Raw genomic sequence first — 26,503 nt, 5'->3', positions numbered from 1 at the left:
CAAATCGAGCCCCATTCAGTGACCGATCCAGACAATCAGCTAGATGTGCAATCCGTGATTGCGAAAGCGTATGCCGCTGTTGCAGAGCCAGAGCAATTCGTGAGCCTGATGCCGTTATTGGTTGAAACCAGCGAACATTCCGATTTTACGCATAACGGCGCAGACGAGCATTTCGAAAACACGCTGCGAATTCTGGATAAGCTCTACCCGCTTAGAACCACCAATTTCAACGCCATCCAAACCGAAGCGGGCGCGATCATGGATTGCGATCTGGCGCTCGATGACGATCTGCGAATTGTCTATTTCGATGCGCGCACATTCGCAGACAATGATCTGAAGTTTGGCGCGTTTCTGCCAGATATGTTGTTCAATCCCGTCACCGAAAAAGCCGATATTGCTTTGCTGCGCGGGCTTAAGGCGACAAACGAGCCGCATTTTCTCAAGCTGTTCTCCAGCGGTGTATCCAAGGCACCGCGCTGGTTTGCCGCGCGGCGGATCGACGGCGAGGTTTCATCGCAAATCGTCCTGACGGCAGTTAAGCTGAGGTGGGATGAAGCCACCAGCGACATTTTCGCCCGCGCATTTTCAATGACTCCCACCGAATTGGCGTTGACCCGGCATTTGGTGATCGGCGGCAGCGTGCGCGAATTCTCCGAAATCCGCGAGCGTTCTTTGGGCACGGTGCGCAACCAATTGAAAGCTCTGCAACGCAAGCTGGAGATCAATTCGAAAGAGGAATTGTTGCTGCTTTATGCCGGGTTCATTCATTCGCTAAACCCGGTTGGATCGGTCGATGATGACGCATTGTCGCTCAACACGAATATCTTCAACATTGCCAAGGGTATCACGATCGCTTGGGAGCAATGCGGCGATCCTGCGGGTGATCCGGTGCTGTATTTTCACCCGCTTGAAGGCCCGATGATGCCCTTGCGGGTGCATAAGGCGGCAATAGATCAGGGGCTGCGTATCATCGCGCCGTGGCGGCCTGGTTTGGGCGATTCAAGTCCCGCACCCACGGGCCCTGCTGCACCGGTCGCGCATGCTCAGCGTTTTGCGGCCTTGCTGGACATCCTTGAGATCGAAAGCGCTGCGGGTCTTGCCACCCAGGCAGGCATGCCATTCATGATCGGCATGGCCAACGCGATGCCGCAGCGATTGTCAAAAGGGATTGGGGCAGGGGCATTTTTCCCGTTCTCAAAGCGCGAAGATTTTCAGCATCTCAAGACGCAGCCGCGCATTCATATTCGCACATCGCGGATCGCTCCGGCTTTTGCGCGCGCCTATATCCGCGCCATGCTGGCCAGTCTGGGAAACGGGCAGTTTTACCGTTTCGTCGAAGATTTCTACAAGGATTGCGAGCGGGAGCTGGAAACGGCGCGCGACCCGGAAATCGTCAAGCTGTTCCGCCATGCAGCGCGCTATGGTCTTTCGCCTGGCTCCACCGGGATGCTCGATACCATGATGAACTGGTCGCATGACTGGGGACCGGAGCTGGCAAAATGCGAGCTGCCTTTGCACCTGCTTTTGGGAGAGCGTGACGGGACAACGCCGCGCGCTTTTGTCGAAACGATGTGCGAACGCTATGGCCTCGATGCGCCCGTGATGATCCCGGGCGGCGGCAGTTTTCTGCTTTATGATCAGCCGCAGGCAGTGACCCGCTATATCCGCTCGGTGATGGACGGGCTGGACTAGGCGCGGATCACGCCGAACAAATCATGCGCGTCGGCATCCTCGATCTCAACATCCACGATTGCGCCGGTTTCTAGAGCTGCAGGGACATTGCGCAGGTAGACAGCGCCGTCGATTTCGGGCGCATCGGCCTGGCTGCGCCCGGTGGCACCTGTATCGCCGTCTTCGTCCGGTTCGCCGACTTCATCGATGATGACGGGCAATATCTTGCCCACTTTGGCGGTAAGCTTTGCCGCGCTGATCTTTTCGGTCAATTCCATCAGCCGGGCATAGCGTTTTTCTTTGACCGTCTCAGGCACCGGATCGGGCAGAGCATTGGCGGCTGCCCCTTCGACGGGTTCGAAACGGAATGCGCCCACCCGGTCCAATTGCGCTTCTTCCAGCCATTCGAGCAGATACTCAAAATCCGCTTCAGTCTCTCCGGGGAAGCCCACGACAAAGCTTGATCGGATGGCAATGTCGGGACAAATCTCGCGCCATTTTTTGAGCCTTGCGAGCACCTTTGCTTCGTTCGCGGGGCGGCGCATGGATTTGAGCACAGCAGGCGCGGCATGCTGGAACGGGATGTCTAGATAAGGCGTCAGCAGCCCTTCAGCCATCAAAGGGATCACTTTGTCGACATGAGGGTAGGGATAGACATAGTGCAATCGCACCCAGGGCGGAATGCCATCTGCTGTCCGCAGACCGCCCAATTCACGCGCGAGATCGGTCATATGCGCGCGCACTTCGCGGCCTTTCCAGCTTCGCGGATCATGCTTTGTATCGACGCCGTAGGCTGAGGTGTCCTGGGAGATCACCAGCAATTCGCGCGTCCCGGCAGCGACCAACTTTTCCGCCTCGCGCAAGACCGCATCAATCCGGCGGCTGGCCAGTTTTCCGCGCAGATCAGGGATGATACAAAAGCTGCACGAATGATTGCAGCCCTCTGAAATCTTGAGATAGCTGTAATGGCGCGGGGTCAGCTTTATCCCTGCCTCGTCCGGCTGGGGGATCAGATCGACAAACGGACCCTGGCTTGGCGGGGCGTGAGTGTGCACCGCTTCGACCACCTGTTCGTATTGATGCGCCCCTGTCACTGCGAGCACTTGTGGGTGGGCGGCGCGGATCGTGTCGGCCTCTTCGCCCATGCACCCTGTCACAATGACGCGGCCGTTTTCGGCGATCGCTTCCCAGATTGCGGCAAGGCTTTCTTCCTTGGCGCTGTCGAGAAAACCGCAGGTGTTCACCAGCACCACATCGGCGCCTTCATAGTCGGGGCTCATCGCGTAACCATCGGCTCTTAGGCGGGTTAGGATGCGTTCGGAATCGACCAGGGCTTTGGGGCAGCCGAGGGAAACCATGCCAACCTTTTTGGCATCGGGCAGAGTGGTTGAAGGCGTGTTCATTGCGCGGGCCATTACACGGTTCGCTGGCTGGGTGCCATAGGCTTTGCAGGGGCGAGTCGCTGATTAAGTACATACGGGGGATGGGGGTTTAAAAAGGTTTTGGCAGGGGGGATGGGGCCTTTTATCCAGCCGCTCCTCCAACCCCGCGCACAAACGACCCAGAAGCAAAAGTAGCACGCGCCGGCCATGTAGGAAAATCCCGCCGCACCTGCCTTCCGCCAGTTCCCTTCACTGGGGCCTGCCATTAGTTCCCCCCAACAGGGGCCCGCCACAGAGGCTCCCCCCGCCCTTAGGCACCCCCCCGCCGCGCACTTCTGGCTTAACCCCCTGTCCACGTCGCGCATCCCCCGCTAGGCTTGCATCAAAAGAGCAATTGAGCAGGAGGGGACACTATGAGTGATTTTGCATTATGGCCGGTGCTGGCAGGGGCAGCCGCGTTCTTTGTTGTCGGCATGATCTGGTACGGCGCGCTGTTTGGTAAAGCCTGGCAGAAAGCCGCAGGGATGAGCGATGCCGAAGTGGAAGGCGGCAATCCCGCCATTATCTTTGGCCTGTGTTTTCTGTTTGAAATGCTGATCGCGATGGTGCTGTGGCATCTGCTCGCCCGCGTGAACCCTGCGCCCCATGTGGTGATGATGATGGCCATGGGCTTTGCCGGCGGGATCATGGTGCCTGCCATGGGCATCAATTATCTGTTCCAGCGCAAATCCTTTATGCTGTTTGTGATTGATGCGGGCCACTTCCTGCTCGGAATGGCGGCGATGGGCGGCGTGTTTGTGTGGTTCAGGGGGTAAGCCGAGCGGGGAGCGGCGCACCAATCGCGCCTCTCTCTTTCTCCTAAAACAATACGAAATTATCATTCCACAATAAAAAGTATTTGCTTTTCGGCAAATCTGGCCATAATGCGATTCTTGCAATCACATTTGGAGCCTAAAGCCGACCCTACCCCGCAACCCACCCAAACCCCGCCCGCTTGGTCTTGGCTAAGTCTGCGCCCTTAAACAGGCTCAGCATGGTCTAGGCCAAAGCGGCAACCGGGCCCGGCCAACGGCTCCTTTCACACAATGTGGATCTGGCGCGCAGCGATTTGCGCGGCGGATTTTTGCGCCCAAATCAAATCTAAGGAATACAAAATGAAACACTTAACCCCCTCCTACTCCCCGTTCCCCCTCACACTCGCGGCCCGATCCGCAATCACTGCAATCAGCGCTGTGGCAGCGCTCACCGCGCTAACCGCATCCAGCGCAGCCTTTGCGCAGGATGAGGAAAATTTCGAAGGCGTCAGCATTGGCGCACAAGGCGGCTATTCGCGCCAAAGCGTGGATGAAACCGTTCTGACAGGCGCGAATGCGGCAGTGCTGGATGAGCGCAAAAGCGGCATCACGTATGGCGGGTATATCGGATATGACGCGCAGTTTGAACAGTTTGTGCTTGGCGCAGAGGCAGGCTTTAGCCCCAATGGCCGCACCATCACAGGCGATGTAACAGGCGGCGGCACCGTCAATATCGACCCCAAATGGTCTGCCGATGCTTCGGTTCGCGCAGGCGTTGTTCTGGGGGACCGCGTGCTCTTTTATGGCCGCGCAGGATACAGCCGCACCCGCCTTTCCATCAATCGGTTCGCCAGCGGCAACGCTGATACCGCCATCGCCACAGAAACCGAAAACCGCGATGGCTTTATGTTTGGCGGCGGCGCGGAATTTGCGGTGAACCGCAATGCAGCTTTGCGGGTCGAATATCGCCGCACAAATTTGAGCGGCTCCTTGCGCTCAGATCAAGTCTTGGCCGGTGCGACACTGCGCTTTTGACTTGTCTTGATGTTGCTGGGCAGGTCCGTACCCCCACCAGGGATCTGTCCAGCAGCATCTTTTTCCAACCCAGTGAAGGGCGCTGCATGAAACATGCGAAATATCTGATTGTATTGGGTTTAATCGCTTTGATTGTGCATCTGATCGCTCTTGTCACCGCGTTCTTTTTGACCGCTTCGAACAGCCTTTCGGGCTGATCGATGAAACGGAGATGACCCATGAAAATGACAATACCCCCGCTTGCCCCAACTCCGCTTAGGATGGCCCCTCTTTGTGTGGCCACTTTATCCATGGCTGTGCTTTTGGCTGGCTGTGTCAGCCTGTCGGACCGGCAAATCTCGCGTTTTGACGCGATGTCGTGCAGCCAATTGGCGGTCGCGCTGGATTACGAACAGCGCGGCGAGCGCGAGGCGGAAACCAGCGGCGCGCTCAATTCAGTGTCCAGCCTGCTGGGCAAAGGGGCCGTCGCTGACAATGCGGCCTTGGATGCGTTGGGCGATGATCTGGATGCTGATGAACACCGCGCGGCCAAGGATTATATCCGTGACCGGCAAGATTACCTCGATTGCTGATGCCGATAGCGCGCGCGGTCTTGCGTCCGCGGCAGGTCTTGCTGGCGTGGTATTTTTTCATGCAAGGCAGGGCCTGCCCAGCGCCATTAAGCCGCAGGCATGTTTCCTCGCCTTTGCGCAGTGTTTTTGAAAAGGGAAAAGATTACACAAACACCGCTTGGCCTGTATGCCGGGCAGGCAATTTTTCGAAAAGAGACGCCATGCAAGACGAACGGCCAACCCGCAGCCATTTGAGCCCTAACCCCGCGCTGTACCGGGTTATGCGTGTGTTGGCCGGGGTGATGACAGTGATCGCCGGCATGCTAGTTTCTTATGCCTGTATCGCTGCCCTGTTTGGCGATACAGAATTGCTGATGGAGTTTATTGATGAAGATGGCGGCGTTCTGACGATGAATGCGCCCACTATCATCGCGATACTCGCTACCAATGCGCTTGCCCTTACATCCTTGTGGCTGCTGTTTTTCTCCATGAACCGCTTTTTAAGACAGGCCGCGCGCGGCGAATTGCTGGTTTCATCGGCGCGCAATGCGCTGAAACGTCTGGGGGTTGGGATGATCCTTTTGTATCTGACCACGCGGATGATGGCGGTGGGCATTCCCTTGATCGGCATTGCCGGCTTTTGGGCGGATAACGGCATCATGATCCCGTTTTCTTTTGTGGATTTGGACTTTTTGTACCTGTTGATCGGCGTGGTTTTGCTGGCATTGGGGCAGGCCTTGCGCGAAGGTCAGGCCGCCAAGGAGGAGGCAAAGCAATACGTCTGATGGCTATCGAAGTAACTCTCGACATCATGCTGGCCACGCGCAAGGTGAAATCAAAGGATCTGGCCGCCCATATCGGGATCACCGATGCCAATCTGTCATTGCTTAAATCGGGCAAGGTAAAAGGCGTGAAGTTCGAAACGCTGTCAAAAATCTGCGACTATCTGGAATGCGAACCCGGCGATATTCTGCGCCATGTTCCCGATAGCCCGGATGAAGAATAGGGCAGGCGCGGGCCAAGGCTCTCGCCTTGCAATACGCCCTAGACGTGCAGGCCAACCCCGCCTGTATCGCGGTTGCCATTGCCGTTTTCGGTCGGCACAATTTCAACGATGACATCGCCTTTTTGCAGGCACTGGCATTCATCTTCCCAATATCCGATGGCGCGGCCATTGCGATAAATGCGCAATCCGCGTCCGCCGCTTTTCAATTCGGTGATGGCAGCGCCGCATTCATCTTCTTCGACAATGCGTTCGACCAATTGCACCCGGCCTGAAACTGAGGCGAGATCGGCAAGGTAATCGGAAATATGCGCCCCTTGCGCGCTGCCAGCCAGCAGCAGTCCTGTAAACCGCACCGGATTGATGACATTGTTCGCGCCCGCCTGACGGGCGAGCAATTCATTGTCGTTGGCGCGCACGACCACGCTGATGGGCACTTTGGGCGCAAGATGCCGCACGGTCAGCACGATCAGGATGGATGTGTCATCGCGCCCCGCTGATACCAGCACGCTGCCCGCTTCCTCTATTCGCACAGCGCGCAAAGTTTCATCGCGCGTCGCATCGGCTGCCATCACATTGGCGCCCAGCTTTTCGGCTTCTGACAGGCGGTCCTCGCTGGGATCGACCACGACGATATTGGCAGGATCGGTGCCGCGCTGGATCAATTCCTCAACGCTTTGCGAACCCGATACGCCATATCCCAGCACCACGACATGATCGGCCAGATTGTCCTGAATGTTGGACATGCGCCATTTCTCCCAAGAACGCTTGATAATAAAGTTATACGCTGTGCCCACGAAAATGAAGAACACCGCAAACCGGATGGGGGTGACAATCACCGCTTCGACCAGGCGCGCCTTGTCGCTGACGGGGGCGATATCGCCGAACCCTGTCGTGGTGATCGAAATCATTGTGAAATAGACGACATCAAGAAAGCTGACATGGCCATCGACATTGTCGACCAGCCCTTCGCGGTCCCACCAATGGATCATCACGACGATCATGATAAGGATCAGCGCTGCGCCCAGCCGGATGCTGAGATCGCCCCATACCGGCAGTTTGACCGCGCGGCGCAGCGGTTTGAACCGGCGGCGAGCGATGCGATAGGCCTGTTTGTCGCGGCCTGTCAGCCCGCCCGATTTGTCAGTCTTGGACCCGTCCATGGCTTAACCGATAACAGCGCCCGGCCTACCCGGCAAATCGTTCTGATAGCGCGTTGATGCTGGCATGGTGCGTCAGGTCCAATTGCAGCGGAGTGACCGCGATAAACCCGTCCTCAATCGCTTCCAGATCGGTGCCGTGGTCGGCCGTGTGTTCGATGGCGTGCAGGCCGAACCAGAAATAGCGTTGCCCGCGCGGATCGCGCCCTTCGACAATGCTCCCGCGCGAATAATCGTGAAACCCCTGACGGACCGCGCGAATGCCTTTCACCGCATTGGCCTCGCAAGGGGGAAATTGACATTGATAAGCGTGCGATTTTCAAACGGCGTTTCAATCAAAGGTTCAATAACGCGCTTGCCCCACGCTTTTGCCGCGCCGAACAGGTCATCAGGTGCGCTATCACCGCCGCGATAAACCTGGCTTAGAGCGATTGAGCGAATGCCTGCAAGCGCGCCTTCAATCGCGGCTGACACCGTGCCCGAATAGGTGATGTCGTCGCCCAGATTGGCCCCGCGATTGATGCCCGACAGGATGAGATCGGGCGGGGTGTCCATCACTTCGCGAAGGGCCATCATGACGCTGTCTGTCGGCGTGCCCGTGACGGCAAAGCGGCGCGGGCCAAATTGCTGGAGGCGCACCGGGCGGTTGAGCGTGAGCGAATGACCCGCACCCGATTGTTCCTCCGATGGCGCGCACACCCAGACATCGTCTGACAACTCAGCCGCGATGGCTTCCAAGACTTCGAGGCCGGGCGCGTGGATGCCGTCGTCGTTTGTTACGAGGATTTTCATAGTCTTAATCTCTCAATCCGCTCGCCCTGAGCTTGTCCCTGAATTGGTCAAAGCGCTTTCCTTCTTTTGCGATGTCGCCCCGAAGACAAGGGCGATGCTTCGACAAGCTCAGCATGAGCGGGGGTTGGGTTAGGGCGAACGGGTTTATTGCGGAGTGAGCCGCGTGACCCCGCCCATATAGGGATGCAAAGCTTCGGGAACGGTTACGCTGCCATCTGCTTGCTGATAGTTTTCAATGATCGCCACCAAAGTGCGCCCAACCGCAAGGCCGGAGCCGTTTAGAGTGTGCACGAACTCAGTCTTCTTCCCGCCTTCTGGCCGATACCGCGTGTTCATCCGGCGCGCTTGAAAATCGCCGGTGTTCGAGCATGAGCTGATCTCGCGATAGGCGCCTTGGCCCGGCAGCCACACTTCCAGATCATAGGTCTTGCGCGCGCCAAAACCCATATCGCCGGTGCACAAAAGCATGGTGCGATAGGGCAGGCCCAAAGCCTCAAGCACGCTCTGCGCTGCTTTGAGCATGCGTTCGTGTTCAGCGGCGCTATCTTCGGGGCGGGTGATGGAGACAAGCTCGCACTTTTCAAACTGGTGCTGACGGATAAACCCGCGCGTATCTCGCCCCGCAGAGCCCGCTTCGGAGCGGAAGCATTGGGTCAGCGCTGCCATGCGCATGGGCAGGGCGCTGTCGTCCAAGATTTGCCCCATGGTGGACGCGGTCAGGGAGACCTCGGCTGTGGGGATAAGCCAGCGGCGATTGAGAAAAGGGCCCTCAACCAGTTCGAGAGACTCTTCTACGAAGTTAGGTTCAGCCTCTTTCGCCAGATCGACTAAGTTGGGGTTTGCCAGAACCTTACGAAAGATGTTGATGACATTCTCTCGATAGCTAGGCGGTGCAGTCTGAAAACTATCCTCCGCAAATTTCGGCAGCTTGTCGGTCCCATACATCGCTTCGTCCTTGACCAGAACGGGGGGCATGCATTCGGTGTAGCCGTGCTGCCGGGTTTGCAGGTCGAGCATAAATTGACCCAGCGCCCGGTGCAGCCGCGCCATATCGCCGCGCAGGAATGTGAAACGCGCGCCAGACAACAGCGCTCCGGTTTCAAAATCCATGCCCAGATCGGGCGCGAAATCGGCGTGTTCCTTGGGTTCAAAATCGAACGAAGGTTTCTCGCCCCAACTGGAAACCTCAACATTGTCCGCTTCATCCGCGCCGCTCGGCACATCATCAAAAGGTAGGTTTGGAATGACGGCGAGCGCGTCTTTAAGCTGCTCTGCCACCGCGCGTTCGCGCTCTTCCAGTGCGGGCATTGTCTGTTTCAGCTCGGCAACTTCGGCTTTCAGCCTTTCCGCCTCATCCGCATTGCCCTGGCCCATCGCTTTACCGATGGCTTTGGAGGCTTCGTTGCGGCGCGATTGTGCGGTTTGCAGCTGGGTTGCGAGCGCGCGGCGTTCTTCATCCAGCGCAAGGATTTGTACGGCCACAGGCTCGCCCCCGCGCCGGACGAGATTGGCATCAAAGCTATCGGGATCATCCCGGATCAGGCGAATATCGTGCATGGGGCACGCCTATGCCGCCTTCGCGCGCGCTTGGAAAGGGCTTACCCGATGGCAAGCATGACGGCGGAGGAAGCGCCCTGCAATTCGCCCGGATTGGCATCCAGAGTTTCAGGAAGGGCCGCGCCCGGATAGGCTTTGGCAAGCGTGTCCAAAGCCGCGCTGATGGCTTCTGCGACTTTCGGGTCTTCGGCTTTGATTGCGCCTGCTGACCCATCAAAAGCGGCCTTGGCGGATTTGTAAAAACCATAGCCATCCAGATAGGGGCCGTAGATCTTTCCTTCGGCCGCTTCGCCATACATGCTGGCGGCGCGCTCTATCTGGTCAGCGGCCACGCCTGCTGCGACCATTGCCGCGCTGGTGCCATTATCGGGCGCTTTGTCAGCTGCTGCGCGAAGGGCGGCGATGATACCGTCATAATGCGCATCCACTTTGGCAGCGTCATCACCGTTCAGAATGCCCCGGGAGGCTGCGTTGAACAGCGGCTTCATATCTGCAACGCCCAATTGCTTAAATGTCGGATCAAGATCGGCCAGCACTTCGGATACAGGATGGCCGAACATTTCAGCGGCTGCATCACTTTCGCCCGCTTTGAACGCATCGCGCGCGGCGATCACATGCGCCTCTGCAATGGCGAGAGCAGAGCCATAGACGACCGGATCGCTGCCCGCTTCGCTCACAGCAACACCGCCTTCGCCGCCTTCACCACCTTCTCCGCCTTCGCCGCTTTCGCCAGCCTCACCCGCTTCGCCGGTTTGGGCTGCTTCGCCGCCTTCACCGCTTTCGCCTGCTTCCCCAGAACATCCCGCAAGACCCGCGCCAGCCAGCGCGGTGGCAAGGCCAAGAGTTTTCCAGGTTTTGGTGGTGACTTTCATTTTGTGTCCTCCGGGGATAATCTTTGGCTTCATCTGTCATTGTGTCATAAGCCGCGTTTGCGCTGATGCAAATCATTATCATAAAGCGGTGCACACTTTCCCATGATCCTAACCCTCACCGCCATTCAGGATGCGGATAAACTTGCTGAGATCACCGCCGCGATTGCTGCATTGCAATGGCGCGATGGCAAACAAACCGCTGGTAAAACCGCGAGCGCCGTGAAGCAAAACCAACAAGCCGTGATGGCCGATAAAGCGGGCAATGCTGTTCAAGCGCTTATTATGCAGCATTTGAACCAGAACTCCGTGCTCTCTGCGGCAAGTCATCCGCGCCGGTTTTCGCACCTCATCATCAGCAAGACACATGGTGGCGGGCATTATGGATCGCATATTGATAATGCGCTGATGGGCGCAGGTACGGCGCGGATGCGGACCGATATGTCATTCACTCTGTTTCTAACCCCCCCGAGGATTATGAAGGCGGCGAATTGGTGATCCACACCGCTGGCATGGATTACACCGTCAAAGGTCAACCGGGGGAATTGGTGCTCTATCCCAGCTCCTCCATTCACGAAGTGACCCCTGTGACGCGCGGCGCGCGCATAGTGTGTGTCGGCTGGATTGAGAGCCTGATTGCCGATCCCACCCAGCGCGAGATGCTGTTCGATCTGGAAAATCTGCGCGCTAGCCTGCGCGCGCGTCTGCCGAAAGGGGCGCCGGAATTGCTGACTTTGGACAAGACAATCGCCAATCTTATGCGGATGTGGAGCGCGCCTTAACCCCGGCTTTAGAAGCGCGCCCGGGGTCTTCTACCTTGGCTTTCCCCTTACGCTTACCCTGCGCGGTGAAATAGATAATCAGGCCAACTCCAACCACGCTTGGCCCGGCCCACACAAGCGGGTTAAACACATGCTGCGGCACCCAGCGGATCAGCCCGACCGACATAAACGCGGTGTAAGCCGATATGCCCATCCCAATAAGCGCGCGGAAATGCTCACCGACATAAGCGGTGGGGGAAGGCGCGGCAGGGCGCCAGATAAAAAGCTGCTGGATCGCCATTGCCGCCACGCCAAGAGCGCACAGGGCCATCATCAGCACATCGCCAATGCGAAAGCCATAATATCCGCAGTAAAGCCCCGATATCACCACAGCGCCGATCACGATTTGGGTGCGGGGCCGGCGCAAAGCTTTGCGATTGCGCGCATGTTTGACCACGCTGAGCCCGTAATCGGCAAAACCAATCGTCAAAATCCCAAGATACAGCATCATCCAGACAAACAGCCCTTCGAACAGATCGCGGTCTGCGATTTCGGGGTGGCGTTTATCGGGTGCGTAGAGCGTGAGCAGCGCCATTGCGACAGCTAGCGCGCCCGCTCCCATAAAGCCGTAACACGCCCATTTTCCGCCGAGCCGGTGGTTCCTGGCCCCTTTGCGCGTCGCAATCGGCACCCAGAACGCAATCAACCCGGTCAGCCCGGTGACCACGTGCAGCGCGATGAGGATGACAAACAGGTCCACGGGGTCAAGCTTAAAGAGTTCTGGAAGCCGCGCAATATGATCGCGCGCGTAAACTTTCGCAAAAACGCTGTTGCAAAAGGGGACGCGCGTTAGGCGGTTAAGCGATTGGCGACACTTTCCCGCTAACACGCAGCCCGCAGATTAATAGCGTGTGCGGTGTGCGCCTCTAACAAAGGGCGGGCGCGGCGGGGCGATAGAGACAGACACTAAACAGGCAAAAATCGGGCATGGATGGCGATGCTCGGCAGGAGGAATTGATGCAGATTTCGCGGCGCAATATGCTCGCCGGGGCGGCAGCAGGCATCGCGGCCACCGGGCTTGGCGGATGTTCGACGGCGTCCTTGGGCAGCCGGTCGAGCTATCTCACCAATATCGTTGATCCCAAACATGCGAACACGGTCTATCACTGGGTTGATATCGTGATGCAGCAAGTGCGCGATCAGCGGGTTGCACCGCCGCGCGCTGCGTATAACTTTGCAGCGCCTATGGTGGCCGGATTTGCCGCGGCCAATGCGATTATGGGGCGGTACGACATGCCCTATGACTTTGGCGAGGCACCGCGCGGCGCTGATCCCGAAATCGCTTATGGCACGGCCTTTGCCACGGCTGCATCGGAATGTTTTCAGCAGCCATTCCTATGGGAAAGGCGCGCGTTTAAGGGCCGCTTTCCCGATGGAGAAGCAAAGGATCTGGGCGTCAAATGGGGGCGCCATGTTGGCCTTGCGATCAACAAAATGCGCACCCATGACGGGGCAGAGCCGCACCGGGTGAACTTTTACCATGGCCGCTATCCGCGCCGCGACGATGTGCTCAAATGGACCCCAACCGGCCCCTCCTACAGCGCCGGACCCGGCCCTGCGATCGGCGCGTATGAGCGCGGCCTGTTTCCCGGTCACGGCACGATCAAGCCATGGACAATGACCAGCCCTGCGCAGTTCCGCGTGCCCGATTTCCTAGATCCGAAAAGCCCGGAATTTGCCGCGCAATTTGATCTTGTGCGCCAGTTGGGGGGCAAGGATTCCACCCGAAGGACCGAAGATCAGGCAGAAATTGCGCTGTTCTGGGAAGATGGCCCGTGGGGCATCACGCCGCCGGGGCATTTCCTTTATATCGGGCTTCAGGTGATGCAGGACAGAGGGTATGACTTCCTCGATCATGCGCGCCATTTCGCGCTGATGGGCGCGGTGCAGGCTGATGCCTCGATCAATGCCTGGGACAGCAAATATCACCACGATATCCTGCGCCCGGAAACCGCGATCAAATTCCGCTGCAGCAAGTTTGGCAGCTCTGATCCGCGTATTGTCGAACAGCCCAATTGGGAAAGCATGATCCCGACGCCCAATTTCCCCGCTTACACATCGGGGCATTCGACCTTTGGTGCGGTAGGGGTTGAGATGATCAAGCTGCTGATTGGCACCGATGCGGTCAGTTTCAGTCATGAAAGCCCCGATCAGGTGCTGTGGCCCACTTTGACCGGCAAAAGGCGGTATTTCACCAGTCTGGATCAGGCCGCCCATGAAAATGGGTGGAGCCGGATTTACGGCGGTGTCCACTGGCTTGCCGATCACGAAGCTGCCGACAATGCCGGTCGCCAGATCGCGCGCCACGCCGTCAAAACCATGTTCCGTAAAAAGGCGTAAGAGCAATGACGCGCACTCTTTTCCCAGCCAGCTTTCTGGCCAAAGCCTTTGCCAGCGCTGCTGTGTGCGCGGTTTTGCCCGCAGCCGCCGCCGCGCAGGACGTGAACCTCAATTACGACAATCTGTCCTCATTCGAGGAACCCTTGTCGATCGAAGCGGGCGATGTGACCATCGCTGTCACCGGGCTGGCGGATGCCAATATCACGGCTGACTTTGACGAATTGATTGATGATGAAGAGGTCACCTTTGGCTTTGTCACCAATGTTCAGGTGTCAGCCGAAACGCAGCTGGCGAACAGATGGACGCTGGGGCTCGCTTACTTCGCGCAATATTCGGACAATGCGCTGGGCGTGCCCGATGATTATTCGGACAATGTCGCAGGCTTTATCGGCACCAGTTTTGGCACCGTTCTGGGCGGGAATGTTAATGGCCAGGTGCGTGAGCTGACCCGGCGCCAGCGCGGCGCGGGCAATTCCTTTTTGGCGTTTGATGATTTTTACGGCCAGCTCGATAATTGGGGCGGGGCCTATGTTGGCCGGTTTGGCCCCAGCATAATCGGAGCGGTGGTCGATCAGAACGGCGATTTCGAGGTTGGCGCGCAGTTTCAGCGGCCTTTGGGCGAACGCGATGTGCGCTTTGCCGCGCGCTATCGCCGCGCGCAATACACCGCGCCCGATGGCATCACCCGGTTTAACAGCGACGGGGCGGGGCTGGTCGGCGAATTTGTTTATGGCAGCTCGCTGTATGATCTGGGCGTAGGCTACGAACGGCTGGATGGCGCTTTGGTTGACGCGGATCGCTGGTTCGTATCGGCAGGCGGGCAAACCCAGTTTGGCCCGCTGCAAATGTCGGTTGAAGGGCATTACGGACAATTGGACGGCGCGGACGAAATATCAGGAGCCGTCGGCGCATCCTACGCGCTTGCCCGCGGTCTTTCGATTAACCTTGGCGGCAATTACGCCAATGCCAGAATCGCCGCAGACGGCGTCACTATGCTGGATATTGAGGAAGTTACCGCCGTTTCTTCGCTACGTTTCGCGTTTTAGATCGCTCCCAAAACCCACTTGGCGGGATTTCGCCACGTTCCATCCCTTTTCAAGGATGCTTGCTTTCAAGTTAATCTTCTTTCGACATTTATTGGTCAGGTTGGCGATGCAGCAGGGGATGGAATGCGGCGTAGGGACCAGCAATGACGACTATAACAAAAGAAAAATCGACCTCAGGCACGAACAACGCAAAAAAGCCTGAAACGGGAAATGAACCTCGAAAATCGGAACAGCCAGAGACCTCTGGCACATCGCAGTCCGCAGCGAAGCCCGCATCACAGGTAACGTCGAACGCCAAAGCGCTCGGAAAAGTCGCTGGTGTCAGCGCGCTTGCCTTGGGAACGGCGGCATGCGGCGGCGGCGGTGGTGGCAGCAGCCCCGCAAGCGGCGGCGCAGTTGCTGGCGGAGGCGGGGGAACCCCGGCCCCGACCGTAGCGCGGCCGCAAAACGATACAGAAGCCGCGCGCTTTTTGCTTCAGGCCAGCCTTTCCGCCAGCACCGCTGCAATCCAGCAAGTGCAAGATCAAGGCTATGAACCCTGGCTCGATGCGCAGATGCGCACCCAAAACAGCCAGACCGCGCGGCAATATTTTGCCGAACGCGGTTTCGATCAGGTGGATTCGAACCAGTATTACAATCTGCGTTTCCCCGGCGATTACATGATCTGGTCGCAATTGCTTTCGGGTTCCAGCCCGGTTCGCAAACGTTGGGCGCTGGCTTTGTCCGAATTTTTCGTCGTCTCTTTCAACAGCGTCAGCATCGCGCACCGCTCACCTGCCATTGGCGAATATTGGGATCTGCTCAATCGCAATGCCTTTGGCAATTACCGTGAACTCATCGAAGAGATCACACTGAACCCAGCTATGGGCGTGTTTTTGAACACGCGCGGCAATCGCAAAGCGGACCCGTCTTCTGGCCGGGTGCCCGATGAAAATTATGGCCGCGAGATCATGCAATTGTTCTCCATCGGCCTGTTCGAACTCAATTCGGACGGGACCGAGCGATTGTCCGGCGGCAACCCCATAGAAACCTATGACAATGATGATGTGACCGGCATCGCCAAGGTTTTCACCGGGTATGATTATGATTTTACCGGCATTGGCCGGACACAGGCTTTTGGTGGAACTTGGCAAGTGCCCGATCCTGATTATGCACGCCAGCCGATGACCGCCGATGCAACGCGCTGGGCGTATCCTGACAACAGCAGCTATCATTCCGATGAGGAAAAGAGCTTTCTTGGCCTCACCATCCCGGCAGGCACAGGGGCAGAGGAAACTTTGCGTCTGGCGCTCGATCACCTGTTTGAGCATGCCAATGTCGGCCCGTTTTTCGCCAAGCAGATGATCCAGCGTCTGGTCACCAGCAATCCCAGCCCTGCTTATGTGGGGCGCGTCGCGTCGGTCTTTGCCAATAATGGCAGCGGCGAGCGCGGCGATTTGGGCGCGGTGTTCAAAGCCATCGTGCTCGATGATGAAGCCACCAATATCAGCAATGCCAGCGATCCCGGCTTTGGCAAATTGCGCGAACCCATGCTGCGATTTGTCCAGTTGAACCGCACATTCGGCGTGCGCTCTGTCAGCGGCAATTTCGAAGTGCGCAATCTGTCAGATGACAGTTATGGCCTTGGTCAATCGCCGCTGCGCCCGGCATCTGTGTTCAACTTTTTCCGCCCGACCTATTTTCCGGTGGGATCGCAGGCAGCCGCCAATGATCTGGTTGCGCCAGAATTTCAGCTGGTGAACGAAACCACGGTCGCAGGTTATGTCAATTTCATTCAATTGGCGATCAACACATCGCATTGGCAAGTGCGTGATCTGTCGCTCGATTATTCGGCTGAAACCGCGATTGCCGATGATCCGGCAGCCTTGGTGGACCGGTTGGATCTGTTGCTGACGGCCAACCAATTATCCGATGATGTGCGCGATACGATTATTGGCGCGCTCGACACTATCAGCATTGATGCGGCCAGCGATGCCGAAGACCGGTTGCAGAGGGTTCACACCGCTGTGCTGCTCGTAATGGCATCCACCGATTACCTGATCCAAAAATAAGAGGGCCGCTCACCATGTTTATTGGCAAACAATCCGAATTGTCGCGCCGTGCCTTTATGCGCCGGTCCAGCCAGCTTGCCGCGATGGGAGCTGCATCATCTTACGCCATGGGCCTTGCCGGAATTGGGGAGGCTGCGGCCTTTTCAAACAGCGGCGGGTACAAAGCGCTGGTGTGCATTTTCCTGTATGGCGGGAACGATCAGGGCAACACGCTGATCCCGTTTGATGCGGCCAATTATGCGCGGTATTCCACCATTCGCGGCGGCGATGGGTCCGAAGCGGGCGGCGGCATCGCTTTGCCGCGCGCATCGCTGGCGAACACCGTGCTGACCCCGCCGCAGGGCCAGACGCTGACAGATGACATCACCTATGCGCTGGCGCCCAGCATGCCGCTGTTGAAGCAGCGCTTTGACCAGGGCAATATGGCGCCTTTGCTGAATGTGGGGCCGCTCTTGGCGCCGCTTACCCTGTCGCAGTTTCAAAATGGCAGCGCGCCGATCCCTGCAAAGCTGTTTTCGCACAACGATCAGCAATCCACCTGGCAAAGCTCGCAGCCAGAAGGCGCGCCATCGGGCTGGGGCGGGCGCATGGGCGATCTGGCGCAAACATCCAACACCAATGCGATGTTCACCGCGATCAATGTGAGCGGCAATGCCGTGTTTTTGAGCGGTCAGAATTCGGTGCCTTACCGCATCGGGTCAAATGGAGCGACGTTGTTCCGGCCTTTGCGTCAGGGCAATCTGTATCGCTCACGCGAAGCGGCAACCGCTTTGGACACTATCCTGCGATCAGGCAGCGGCAATGTGCTGGCAGCCGATCATGCAATGGTGAATGACCGTTCGATCCAATATGGCCAGTTCGTCAATGATGCGCTGGAAAACGCTTCATTGAGCACTGATTTTGGTAGCGGCAATGGCTTTAACGATCAGCTGCGCACGGTGGCCTCGCTGATTGCGGCGCGCAGTTCGCTGGGTGTAACGCGGCAAGTGTTCATGGTGGCGCTGGGCGGGTTTGACCATCATGACGGGCTGATGGGATCGCATGAAGGTTTGCTCTCCACGCTCGATAACGGGATGGACATCTTCTACCGCGCGACACAGGAATTGGGCGTGGCCGATCAGGTGACGACTTTTACCGCATCTGATTTTGGCCGAACACTCGCATCCAATGGCGATGGGTCCGATCATGGCTGGGGGGCGCATCACTTTATCATGGGCGGGGCGGTGAACGGTGGCCGTTTTTACGGCACCGCGCCCAGCGTTTCTGTGGACACGCCCGATCAGGTGGGCAGAGGCCGTCTGCTGCCCAGCACGGCGGTGGATCAATATTCGGCGACTTTGGCGCGGTGGTTTGGCGTATCAAACAGCGAATTGCCCAGCGTTTCGCCCAATATTGGCCGGTTCGCTTCAAGCGATCTTGGCTTTATGCAAGCGCCTGCTTGAGGTTTGGGCGCTAGTAAGGGCGTCAGGGTATCAGGGCGTCAGCGCGTTTTCGAACGCCTTTATCAGCCACTTGGCGGCGGGGCCGGGCTCTGTGTCTCGCCGCCACAAGGCGCTCAACAGGTAATCGGCACCGGGCTTTTCCGGTAGATCCAATTGCACCAATGTGCCGCTTTGCAAGTCAGCCTCGACCATCCAGCGCGGCATATTGCCCCAGCCGATCCCCTGCCGCAGCAAAGCGTGTTTCGCGCCAAGATCGCCGAGCCGCCAGCTTAACGGGCTGAGCACGGAAAATTCGCGCCCCTGCGTCAAGCGGGACCGGTCTGACAGGACCAGTTGCAAATGTTCGCGTGTAGCGCCAGCGGGCAGGCCGGCTTGGGCCAGGGGATGGCCGGGGGATGCGACCGGGATCAGGTCAACATCGCCAATCGCGCGCCTTTCAAGCTGGGCATTGTCGCTGATGACTGGCCCTGCGATCGCGATATTGGCGGGTTCATCATCAAGCAGGCAGGCGGCCACTGCGCCCAGAGCTTCCACCTGCAAACGCAGCGCAACTGTCGGAAATTCTTCGCGAAATGTGCGCAGCACGCGCGCGCTTGCTTCGCTTGGCACCATGACATCAATCGCGAGGCCGACACTCGCCTCAAGGCCTTGGTGCAGGCCTTGTGTTTTGGCGATCAGGCCATCGGAGCGGTCCACCACCGCGCGCACTTCGGCCAGAATGCCGCGCCCAGCATCGGTCAGCGCGGGTTTTCGAGATCCCTCGCGGTCAAACAGGCTGAGGCCAAGCATCGCCTCCATTTGCGCCACACCGTAACTGATCGCGGAAATGGCGCGTCCCATATGCCGAGCCGCTGCGCCAAAGCTTCCTTCGTCCACGACGGCCAGAAAAATGCGCATCTGATCGAGACTGGGTTCGCCTATTCTCATGCTCGTATGTTCGGATAATATGAACATTTTAGCAAATTTTATCGCAGTATATCGAAATAGTTTCCGCGCCTATCTCATCTCTCAACACGCAGCGCTTTTCACAGCGGCGTTTGCGAAACAGGAGATAGAGCCATGATCGAACTTCGCCCACTTAACGCTTTGGGTTCTGCCAATCACGGTTGGCTCGATGCCCATCACCATTTTTCATTTGATGACTATCACGACCCGTCTCGGATGGGATGGGGCGCGGTGCGGGTCTGGAATGATGACACCATCGCTGCGGGACAGGGCTTTCCAACTCATCCGCATAACGACATGGAAATCATCACATATGTTCGCAAAGGCGCGATCACTCACCGCGACAATCAGGGCAATGAAGGCCGCACGATTGCAGGCGATGTGCAAGTGATGAGTGCAGGCACCGGGATAGCGCATTCTGAGTTTAATTTCGAAGATGAAGACACCCAAATCTTCCAAATCTGGATCATCCCCGATGAGCGCGGCGGTAAGCCGGACTGGGGCGCACGTCCGTTTCCCAAAGGTGACCGGGCAGGCCAGTTTGTGCCTCTCGCCAGTGCGCATTCCAATAATGACGATAAAGACGCTGCCGGCCCTTTGCCAATCCGCGCTGACGCCAGCGTTTTGGGAGCAACCCTGAAAGCGGGCGAAACCGTAACGTACACCCCGCGCAGCGCCGATCGCCATCTTTATCTGGTGCCGTCCACCGGCAGGGTCCGCGTGGACAATATCGAGGCCAACGCCCGTGACGGGGTGGCGATGACGGACCTTGAAAGCGTCACCATAACCGCGCTCGACGATAGCGAACTTGTCCTGGTGGATGCCGCCTGACCCCTGCTTACACCCTTATGACTGATCTTATGAAAGGTACCTGAAAAATGTCGAACATTCTCCATATCACCGCCAGCATTCGAGGCTCTGAGAGCATTTCGAACCGGATTGGCGATGCGCTGATTGCCAATATCGGCAGCGGCGCAGAAGTCACCAAGCGCGATCTCAGCGTCAATGACATACCTTTCATCGATGCCGCTGTGTTCGATGCGAACTTGACCCCTGCCAGCGAGCGAACACCGGAGCAAAACCAGCTTGCAGCGATTGCAGATAGGCTGATTGCTGAATTGCAAGTGGCAGACACCATCGTTTTAAGTGTGCCAGTGTACAATTTCGGCGTTCCTGCCGTTGTAAAGGCATGGGCCGATCTTGTTGCCCGTGCTGGCACAACTTTCAAATATTCGCCGACCGGGCCAGAAGGCCTGCTGACCGGCAAAAAGGCCTATATCGCTGCAGCGTCTGGCGGCACACCAATTGGCTCTGACATGGATTTCATGACGAGCTGGCTCACCTTTTTCCTGGGCTTTTTGGGGATCAAGGATGTTGAAGTGATCGCAGCCGATGGGGTCATGGGCGCAGACGGTGATGCAAAGATTGCCGCTGCCATTCAAACAGCGGGCGAAGTTTCCGCATCAGCCTAATTGCAAAACACACATTGCCGGGAGGCACACCATGACACCAGTTATCAAGGAGAATACGACGATGTCAGTCACTTCGCCTAATGCCGCGCAAGATGCGCTCGCTCTTTTAGGGCGCGTTTTGTTGGGAACGCTTTTTGTCCTAGCAGGGATTAACAAGCTCTCATCGATGGAGGGGACGGTGGGCTACATTTCATCCGTCGGTATGCCGCTGCCTGAATTGGTCTATTTCGGCACTATCGCGCTTGAGATTGTGGGCGGATTGATGCTTGCACTTGGTTTCAAGGCCCGCCTGACAGGTCTGGTTATGGGCGGCTTTACGGTCCTGACTGCGGTGATCTTTCACAATGATTTTTCGCAGCAGGCTGAAATGACAGCGTTCCTCAAAAACCTGGCAATCGCAGGGGGCATGTTCGCTGTCGCAGCTTTTGGTGCTGGTAGATTTTCAATCGATCGCAGCTAAACAGTTCTATGAGGCGGCAAACGAAAAGGCCGGGATGCATCTGGTGGTGCATCCCGGCCTTTAGCTTTTTTGTTTTGCGACGCTGAAGGGCTGCGTTTTGCAGCGCAGTTAGAAGGTATAGCCAACCTCTACCCCGAACCGGCGCAGGCCGCCCGGTGAAATAAACGATCCGCCAAATTCAATCGCCGGAATAACCTCGTTAAGGTAATTCTCGTCTGTCAGATTGTCGACAAAAGCGGTGATGCGGAACGTGTCGATCTCCAGCCCGACGCGCACATCGAGGATAGAAAACGTGTCGCGTTCGGTGATCGAATAATCCGCATTGCCCACTTCTGCTGGCAAAGCGAGCGCAGAGCCGGGTAGCAGCCCGCTGAACAAGGTCGGGCTCACATCATCCTGCACCGTGTGGAACCATGTAGGCCCGGTGATCCGGTAATCAGCGCGCGCGACAAAATTGATTGTGTCGGTCAGGGGCTGGTCGATCTGAGTGCCCAGATTGATGGTGTAGTCCGCTGTGTAGGGGCTTTCATTGCCAACCGTGATGGGCCGCGATGAATTCGCATTGATCTCGCTGCCGGTGGCATTGGCCGATCCGAACACGCTCCACCCATCCACGATTTCGGCAGTCAGGTTCAGCTCCGCCCCGATCACTTCCACTTCATCAATGTTGGAAACGACCCGCAGCAATCCGAAAGTGCCAACGAAGAATTCAAAGAACTGCATATCGTCGATTTCGGTGTAATATCCGGCCAGATCAAACGTGACGCGGCCATCCAGCAGCGATCCTTTGAAACCGGCTTCGAATGCGCTTGATGTTTCCTTGTCGAACAGATCGGTGATGAGGACATTGGTGCCAATGAACTGGTTGAAATTCTGGTCAACAATCGCGGCAGAGCCCTGATTGTTGAACCCGCCCGATTTGAACCCGATGCCCCAATTGGCGTAGAAATTGATATCGTCTGTTAGCGCGTAGCGGAATGTCAGCTTGGGCTGCAATTGCTTGAAGCTTTCCGACTGATCGGCAATCGGGCCAAAGGCGAGCCCCGGATTGATCGGCGCGCCTGTGATCGGGTCGAGCACATTGGGCACCAGATTGGTGACCGAGCGATCCTCGATATCATAACGCAGCGCCAGACCCAGCTGGGCGCGTTCGCTCATTTCCCATTCGAGCGATCCGAACACCGCATAGACGTCGGTCGAAAAGTCATCGTTATAAAGCAGCGTCGTCGGATTGCCGGACCCTGCTGCGTTGAACAGGCTTGTGCTTACCCCATTGCCCAGATCCGCGCCCAGCGACACGCCGGTTTCGCGGTCAATATGCAGATAATACGCACCCACTTGCCATTGCAGCGGGCCATCTGTGTCAGAGGCCAGGCGGATTTCGCCGCTGATATCGCTTTGCTGGCGGGTTTGCAGCTGCGTCCCATCACATGTTGTGGGGCTATAGGGCCCAAAAGTGGACCCGTTTACCGGATCAAAGATAAACGGCACCGGCGTTGCGCCGATGAATCCGGGCGGATTGACGGGAAAGCCGGTCAACCCAGCCGTGGTGGCAAAGCAGGAATTGGATGCATCGATCGAATCCTGCGTTGCGCCGGGAAAAGTAAAGCGCGCAAAATCTGCCGATGTGCCATCCGCTGTCAGCAATTGATCGACATCGCTGTAAAGCGCCCATGCGGTGAGCACCATGCCGTCAAAATCATGCTCAATCTTGGCGGACACTTCGAAGGTGTCCTGCGTGTTGGTGGGGCGGATATTGGAATAAAAATCAAATGGATGCTCGTTCACATCTTCAAAGAACGCTCCGCCAAATCCGGGCAGGTGAAACGCCGCGTTGAAATTGATCGATGCCCCATCAAGGCTGGCATAGCGCGCTTTTACGTCGAGTTCGGTCGCAGGCGTCAGATTGGCGACAAAGCGGCCATCGATAGACCATGTCTCGCTATCATCGACCACGTTGTCGTTAAGAAAGCGGTTGAAGAAAAACCCGTCGCTGGTCGCATATGATCCTGACAGGACAAAGCCCGCATCCTCGCCCACAGGCACAGAGATATAAGCGTTGGCGGCATAGGTGTTGTCTTCGGCGGCAGAAACCTCGATCCCGCCTTCAAGGAAACCATCGGGCTTTAACGTCTGGATCACAATCGCGCCTGCGGCTGCGTTGCGGCCATACAGCGCGCCTTGCGGGCCTTTGAGGATTTCGACCTGACGCAAAGTGCCCTGGTTCTGGTTCAATTGCGCGGTGTTGGTTTTCAAAATGCCGTCAACCACCAGCGCGACCGAACTTTCCGCATCGCGCGCGCCGTTAATGCCGCGAATATTGATCTGCGTGTCGCCTGCCTCTGCGGTGCCTGTCACAATGGTCACGCCGGGAGTAAGCTGGACGAAATCATCCGCGCGCTGGATACCGGTTTTCTCAATGGCATCAGCAGACAGCACCGTGACGGATGCGGGCACTTCGGCAAGGCTTTCGCTTTGGCGCCGCGCGGTCACGATGATAGCGTTGTCATTGTCATCTTCGTTTGCGGCTGCATCCTGAGCGAGCACCGGGCTTAAAAAAGCGGGGCTGGCAAAGGCGGGCAGGGCAGCAGCGGCGAGAAGGTGGCTTTTGCGAATGCGCATGGTGGTCTTTTTCCCTGATTGGCACGGTTGCGGTGCTGGATTTGGCGGCGCCCTTTATTCGCATCCCTATCGAAAGACCGTTGCGCCGAGCTCGTGACTTTGTATACAATCTTTCACAAGTCAATCATGCGGCAGTGCTCAAATTTCATAGGGGTAATCTGCGCTGGTTCGCGTAGGTCTCGGTCACTCATCACATTTTACACATATAAACAACACTTTAGATTCTTCGAACGAACATCGCCATCGCAATCGGCACTGGATTTGACTGGGCTCACGAACTTCTACATTGGTCGATAGTCGGATATGTGTGGCTATTTGTATACACGTTGCGCTTGCATCCACTTAACAGGCACTGCGCCAAACAACGCCAAACGGCGGCCCCGCAACAGCAAACAGCAGGGCCGCCCACTGCAAAAGGACAAACGCCAATATGAGCTATCGCCTCGGAGTAGATGTGGGGGGGACATTCACCGACCTCCTGCTGTTCAACGAAGACACAGGCGCGTTCTGGCGGCACAAAACGCCATCGACCCCGCATGACAGTTCCGAAGGCATTCTGACAGGCGTTGAAGCGATCACGGCTGAGGCGGGCGTTGCGGCTTCTGAAATCGAATATTTCCTGCACGGGACCACGGTTGCGACCAATGCTGTGCTTGAAGGGAAAGGCGCGAAAGTCGGCCTGATCGTGACCGAAGGGTACCGCGATGTCATGCAGATCGCGCGCAGTTTCGTGCCCGGCGGTCTTGCCGCGTGGATCGTGTGGCCCAAACCGCAACCGCTTGCCCATCTTGAAGACACGGTTGAAGTGCCCGAACGCATGGGCGCGGACGGCGCAGTGGTGCGCGAACTGGACGAGGATGCGGTGCGTGCGGCGCTGCAAAAACTGAAAGGCCAAGGCGTCGAGGCGCTGACCGTCAGCCTCATCAACGCCTATGTCGATGGCCGCCACGAGGCGCGCATTGGCGAGATTGCAGCTGAAGAATTGCCCGGCATTCCCGTATCGCTTTCCCACGAAGTGCTACCCGAAATGCAGGAATATGAGCGCACTTTGTCCACTGTCGCCAATGCGGCGGTGCGCCCGGTGGTGAGCAAATATGTCTCCAATCTGCGCGATCAATTGGAAGCGCGCGAGATCAAGGGGCGCTTGTCGCTGCTTCGTTCAGATGGCGGTTTGATGTCGAGCCAGAAGGCGGAAGAACATCCCGTCAATATCCTGATGTCCGGCCCGGCTGGCGGCGTCACTGGGGCATTGTGGGTTGGCAAGAATGCAGGCGTGAAAAACATCCTCACGCTGGATGTGGGAGGTACCTCGACTGACGTGGCGCTGATCGAGGGGCTGGAGCCGCGCCGGCAACGTACCACCGAAGTGGGCCACTTGTCGGTGCGGGCTTCGGCATTGGATGTAAAGACAGTGGGCGCAGGCGGCGGTTCCATTGCGCACGTGCCCGAACTTACAGGTGCCTTGCGCGTCGGCCCCGAAAGCGCAGGCGCAGTGCCCGGCCCTGTCGCTTATGGCAAAGGCGGCGAAGCGCCCACGGTGACAGATGCCAATGTGGTCTTGGGATATCTGCCCGAAGATCTTTTGGGCGGTTCTTTCCAGCTTGACCGTGAAGGCGCGAAAAAGGCGGTGCAAACCATTGCCGATGCGCTGGGCGTGGGCCTGATGGAAGCCGCGCGCGGGATTATCGACATTGTGAATGAGAACATGTTCGGCGCATTGCGCATGATCTCGGTTCAGCAGGGTTATGACCCGCGCGATTTTGCCGTCATGGGATTTGGCGGCGCGGGGCCATTGCATGTGAATGCCGTTGCCAAATTGATGAGCAGCTGGCCCGCGATTAGCCCGGTTTCCCCCGGCGTGCTGTGCGCGCTTGGCGATGCAACCACCCGGATGCGGACGGAAACCGCACGCTCTTTCAGCAAGCTTGCCAAGGACACCCATGTCGCCGATTTGATGGGCGTTCTTAAGGAAATGGAAGATCAAACCCGCGGCGAATTGCTCGCTGATGGGGTGGCTGAAAGCGCGATCACTTCTGAATTTGAAGTCGATGTGCGCTATGCAGGGCAGGCTTTCGAAGTGCCGCTGACGATTGACCGCGCAACTTTGGAAGCAGACGGGATCGCAGGGCTGCTTGCCCGGTTTGATGCGGAACATTTGCGGCTTTTCACTTTCAACATGGATACCCCGCACGAAATCGTGAACCTGCGCGCTGTCGCATTGGGCATCGCGCCTGATTTGCCCGCAAACGAGCTTCCCAAAGGCAATGGCGATCCATCCGAGGCGAAAATCCGCGATCACACTTTATGGATGGACGGGGAAGAGCGCGCCGCCGTCATCTATGACCGGGCAAAGCTGAAACAGGGCGATATCATCCCCGGCCCCGCCATTATCACCGAGATGGATTCGACCACTCTCGTTGAAAATGGCTGCACCGCGCGCGTCGACCCGGTCGGCAATATCCTTATCAACTTGAACGAAAAGGGCTGAGA

Annotated in this window: 23 protein-coding genes and 1 pseudogene; 16 read left to right on the top strand and 8 right to left on the bottom strand. The window is 57.5% G+C overall.

Annotation, left to right across the window (positions count from 1 at the left end; all coding sequences use genetic code 11):
- The first annotated feature begins 18 nt into the window (after positions 1 to 18).
- Positions 19 to 1,692, top strand: a complete 1,674-nt coding sequence (locus tag AC0V6W_RS05410) for a bifunctional helix-turn-helix transcriptional regulator/alpha/beta hydrolase (protein ID WP_486147920.1) — start codon at positions 19 to 21, stop codon at positions 1,690 to 1,692.
- On the opposite strand, the gene rimO is transcribed toward AC0V6W_RS05410, so the two are convergent.
- The gene (gene rimO / locus AC0V6W_RS05405; protein ID WP_486147919.1) at positions 1,689 to 3,074 is read right to left on the bottom strand and encodes a 30S ribosomal protein S12 methylthiotransferase RimO; all 1,386 of its coding nucleotides are present in this window, start codon (positions 3,072 to 3,074) and stop codon (positions 1,689 to 1,691) included. The genes AC0V6W_RS05410 and rimO overlap by 4 nt on opposite strands.
- A 392-nt stretch (positions 3,075 to 3,466) precedes the next feature.
- On the opposite strand from rimO, the gene AC0V6W_RS05400 reads away from it, so the two are divergent.
- From AC0V6W_RS05400 to AC0V6W_RS05380, 5 genes are all read left to right on the top strand, one after another.
- On the top strand, positions 3,467 to 3,868 hold the full coding sequence (locus AC0V6W_RS05400; RefSeq protein WP_486147918.1) for a DUF1761 domain-containing protein: 402 nt from the start codon (positions 3,467 to 3,469) through the stop codon (positions 3,866 to 3,868).
- Positions 3,869 to 4,207: 339 nt separating this feature from the next.
- Entirely contained in the window at positions 4,208 to 4,882 is a 675-nt protein-coding gene (locus tag AC0V6W_RS05395; protein ID WP_486147917.1) for an outer membrane protein, read from the top strand.
- A 275-nt stretch (positions 4,883 to 5,157) separates the two neighbouring features.
- Entirely contained in the window at positions 5,158 to 5,454 is a 297-nt protein-coding gene (locus AC0V6W_RS05390; RefSeq protein WP_486147916.1) for a hypothetical protein, read from the top strand.
- A gap of 200 nt (positions 5,455 to 5,654) precedes the next feature.
- The gene (locus AC0V6W_RS05385; RefSeq protein WP_486147914.1) at positions 5,655 to 6,218 is read left to right on the top strand and encodes a hypothetical protein; all 564 of its coding nucleotides are present in this window, start codon (positions 5,655 to 5,657) and stop codon (positions 6,216 to 6,218) included.
- Complete coding sequence (locus tag AC0V6W_RS05380; protein ID WP_486147912.1) at positions 6,218 to 6,439, top strand: helix-turn-helix domain-containing protein; 222 nt, start codon at positions 6,218 to 6,220, stop codon at positions 6,437 to 6,439. The genes AC0V6W_RS05385 and AC0V6W_RS05380 overlap by 1 nt, the downstream gene beginning before the upstream one ends.
- A 38-nt stretch (positions 6,440 to 6,477) precedes the next feature.
- On the opposite strand, the gene AC0V6W_RS05375 is transcribed toward AC0V6W_RS05380, so the two are convergent.
- From AC0V6W_RS05375 to AC0V6W_RS05360, 4 genes and pseudogenes are all read right to left on the bottom strand, one after another.
- On the bottom strand, positions 6,478 to 7,599 hold the full coding sequence (locus tag AC0V6W_RS05375; protein WP_486147910.1) for a potassium channel family protein: 1,122 nt from the start codon (positions 7,597 to 7,599) through the stop codon (positions 6,478 to 6,480).
- A 25-nt stretch (positions 7,600 to 7,624) separates the two neighbouring features.
- Positions 7,625 to 8,388 (bottom strand): annotated as a pseudogene (gene surE, locus AC0V6W_RS05370) (5'/3'-nucleotidase SurE).
- A gap of 144 nt (positions 8,389 to 8,532) precedes the next feature.
- On the bottom strand, positions 8,533 to 9,945 hold the full coding sequence (gene serS / locus AC0V6W_RS05365; protein WP_486147908.1) for a serine--tRNA ligase: 1,413 nt from the start codon (positions 9,943 to 9,945) through the stop codon (positions 8,533 to 8,535).
- Between the two features lie 41 nt (positions 9,946 to 9,986).
- The gene (locus AC0V6W_RS05360) at positions 9,987 to 10,850 is read right to left on the bottom strand and encodes a hypothetical protein (RefSeq protein WP_486147906.1); all 864 of its coding nucleotides are present in this window, start codon (positions 10,848 to 10,850) and stop codon (positions 9,987 to 9,989) included.
- Between the two features lie 69 nt (positions 10,851 to 10,919).
- Between AC0V6W_RS05360 and AC0V6W_RS05355 the strand changes: the two genes are divergently transcribed.
- On the top strand, positions 10,920 to 11,312 hold the full coding sequence (locus AC0V6W_RS05355) for a hypothetical protein (protein ID WP_486147904.1): 393 nt from the start codon (positions 10,920 to 10,922) through the stop codon (positions 11,310 to 11,312).
- The gene (locus tag AC0V6W_RS05350; RefSeq protein ID WP_486147902.1) at positions 11,309 to 11,596 is read left to right on the top strand and encodes a hypothetical protein; all 288 of its coding nucleotides are present in this window, start codon (positions 11,309 to 11,311) and stop codon (positions 11,594 to 11,596) included. The genes AC0V6W_RS05355 and AC0V6W_RS05350 overlap by 4 nt, the downstream gene beginning before the upstream one ends.
- Here the strand turns inward: AC0V6W_RS05350 and AC0V6W_RS05345 are convergent.
- Positions 11,571 to 12,335, bottom strand: coding sequence for a hypothetical protein (locus AC0V6W_RS05345; protein ID WP_486147900.1), 765 nt, complete (start codon positions 12,333 to 12,335; stop codon positions 11,571 to 11,573). The genes AC0V6W_RS05350 and AC0V6W_RS05345 overlap by 26 nt on opposite strands.
- 227 nt (positions 12,336 to 12,562) lie before the next feature.
- Between AC0V6W_RS05345 and AC0V6W_RS05340 the strand changes: the two genes are divergently transcribed.
- The 4 genes from AC0V6W_RS05340 (at position 12,563) to AC0V6W_RS05325 (ending at position 18,514) form a co-directional block, all read left to right on the top strand.
- Positions 12,563 to 13,975: a vanadium-dependent haloperoxidase gene (locus AC0V6W_RS05340; protein WP_486147898.1), complete on the top strand. Its 1,413-nt coding sequence runs from the start codon at positions 12,563 to 12,565 to the stop codon at positions 13,973 to 13,975.
- 5 nt (positions 13,976 to 13,980) lie between these two features.
- Positions 13,981 to 15,021: a hypothetical protein gene (locus AC0V6W_RS05335; RefSeq protein ID WP_486147896.1), complete on the top strand. Its 1,041-nt coding sequence runs from the start codon at positions 13,981 to 13,983 to the stop codon at positions 15,019 to 15,021.
- Positions 15,022 to 15,164: 143 nt separating this feature from the next.
- Positions 15,165 to 17,072 (top strand): DUF1800 domain-containing protein, encoded by a 1,908-nt coding sequence (locus tag AC0V6W_RS05330; protein ID WP_486147894.1) that lies wholly within the window; start codon positions 15,165 to 15,167, stop codon positions 17,070 to 17,072.
- 14 nt (positions 17,073 to 17,086) lie between these two features.
- Positions 17,087 to 18,514: a DUF1501 domain-containing protein gene (locus AC0V6W_RS05325; RefSeq protein WP_486147892.1), complete on the top strand. Its 1,428-nt coding sequence runs from the start codon at positions 17,087 to 17,089 to the stop codon at positions 18,512 to 18,514.
- Between the two features lie 30 nt (positions 18,515 to 18,544).
- On the opposite strand, the gene AC0V6W_RS05320 is transcribed toward AC0V6W_RS05325, so the two are convergent.
- Positions 18,545 to 19,441 (bottom strand): LysR family transcriptional regulator, encoded by an 897-nt coding sequence (locus tag AC0V6W_RS05320; RefSeq protein WP_486147890.1) that lies wholly within the window; start codon positions 19,439 to 19,441, stop codon positions 18,545 to 18,547.
- Positions 19,442 to 19,573: 132 nt separating this feature from the next.
- Between AC0V6W_RS05320 and AC0V6W_RS05315 the strand changes: the two genes are divergently transcribed.
- From AC0V6W_RS05315 to AC0V6W_RS05305, 3 genes are read left to right on the top strand one after another with little or no spacing between them, the layout of a single operon-like run.
- Positions 19,574 to 20,290: a pirin family protein gene (locus AC0V6W_RS05315; protein WP_486147888.1), complete on the top strand. Its 717-nt coding sequence runs from the start codon at positions 19,574 to 19,576 to the stop codon at positions 20,288 to 20,290.
- A 47-nt stretch (positions 20,291 to 20,337) separates the two neighbouring features.
- Positions 20,338 to 20,931 carry an FMN-dependent NADH-azoreductase gene (locus AC0V6W_RS05310; protein WP_486147886.1) on the top strand — a complete coding sequence of 198 codons (594 nt, stop codon included), beginning with the start codon at positions 20,338 to 20,340 and terminating at the stop codon, positions 20,929 to 20,931.
- A gap of 31 nt (positions 20,932 to 20,962) precedes the next feature.
- The gene (locus tag AC0V6W_RS05305; protein WP_486147884.1) at positions 20,963 to 21,391 is read left to right on the top strand and encodes a DoxX family protein; all 429 of its coding nucleotides are present in this window, start codon (positions 20,963 to 20,965) and stop codon (positions 21,389 to 21,391) included.
- A gap of 108 nt (positions 21,392 to 21,499) precedes the next feature.
- Here AC0V6W_RS05305 and AC0V6W_RS05300 read toward each other — a convergent pair whose 3' ends face one another.
- Positions 21,500 to 24,013 (bottom strand): TonB-dependent receptor, encoded by a 2,514-nt coding sequence (locus AC0V6W_RS05300; RefSeq protein ID WP_486147882.1) that lies wholly within the window; start codon positions 24,011 to 24,013, stop codon positions 21,500 to 21,502.
- 430 nt (positions 24,014 to 24,443) lie between these two features.
- On the opposite strand from AC0V6W_RS05300, the gene AC0V6W_RS05295 reads away from it, so the two are divergent.
- The gene (locus AC0V6W_RS05295; RefSeq protein ID WP_486147880.1) at positions 24,444 to 26,501 is read left to right on the top strand and encodes a hydantoinase/oxoprolinase family protein; all 2,058 of its coding nucleotides are present in this window, start codon (positions 24,444 to 24,446) and stop codon (positions 26,499 to 26,501) included.
- Positions 26,502 to 26,503: the final 2 nt, after the last annotated feature.

The sequence above is a fragment of the Erythrobacter sp. JB1-7 genome (assembly GCF_057365015.1).
The sequence above is the reverse complement of the archived record's forward strand: the minus strand, read 5'-3'. Positions and strand labels throughout refer to the sequence as shown.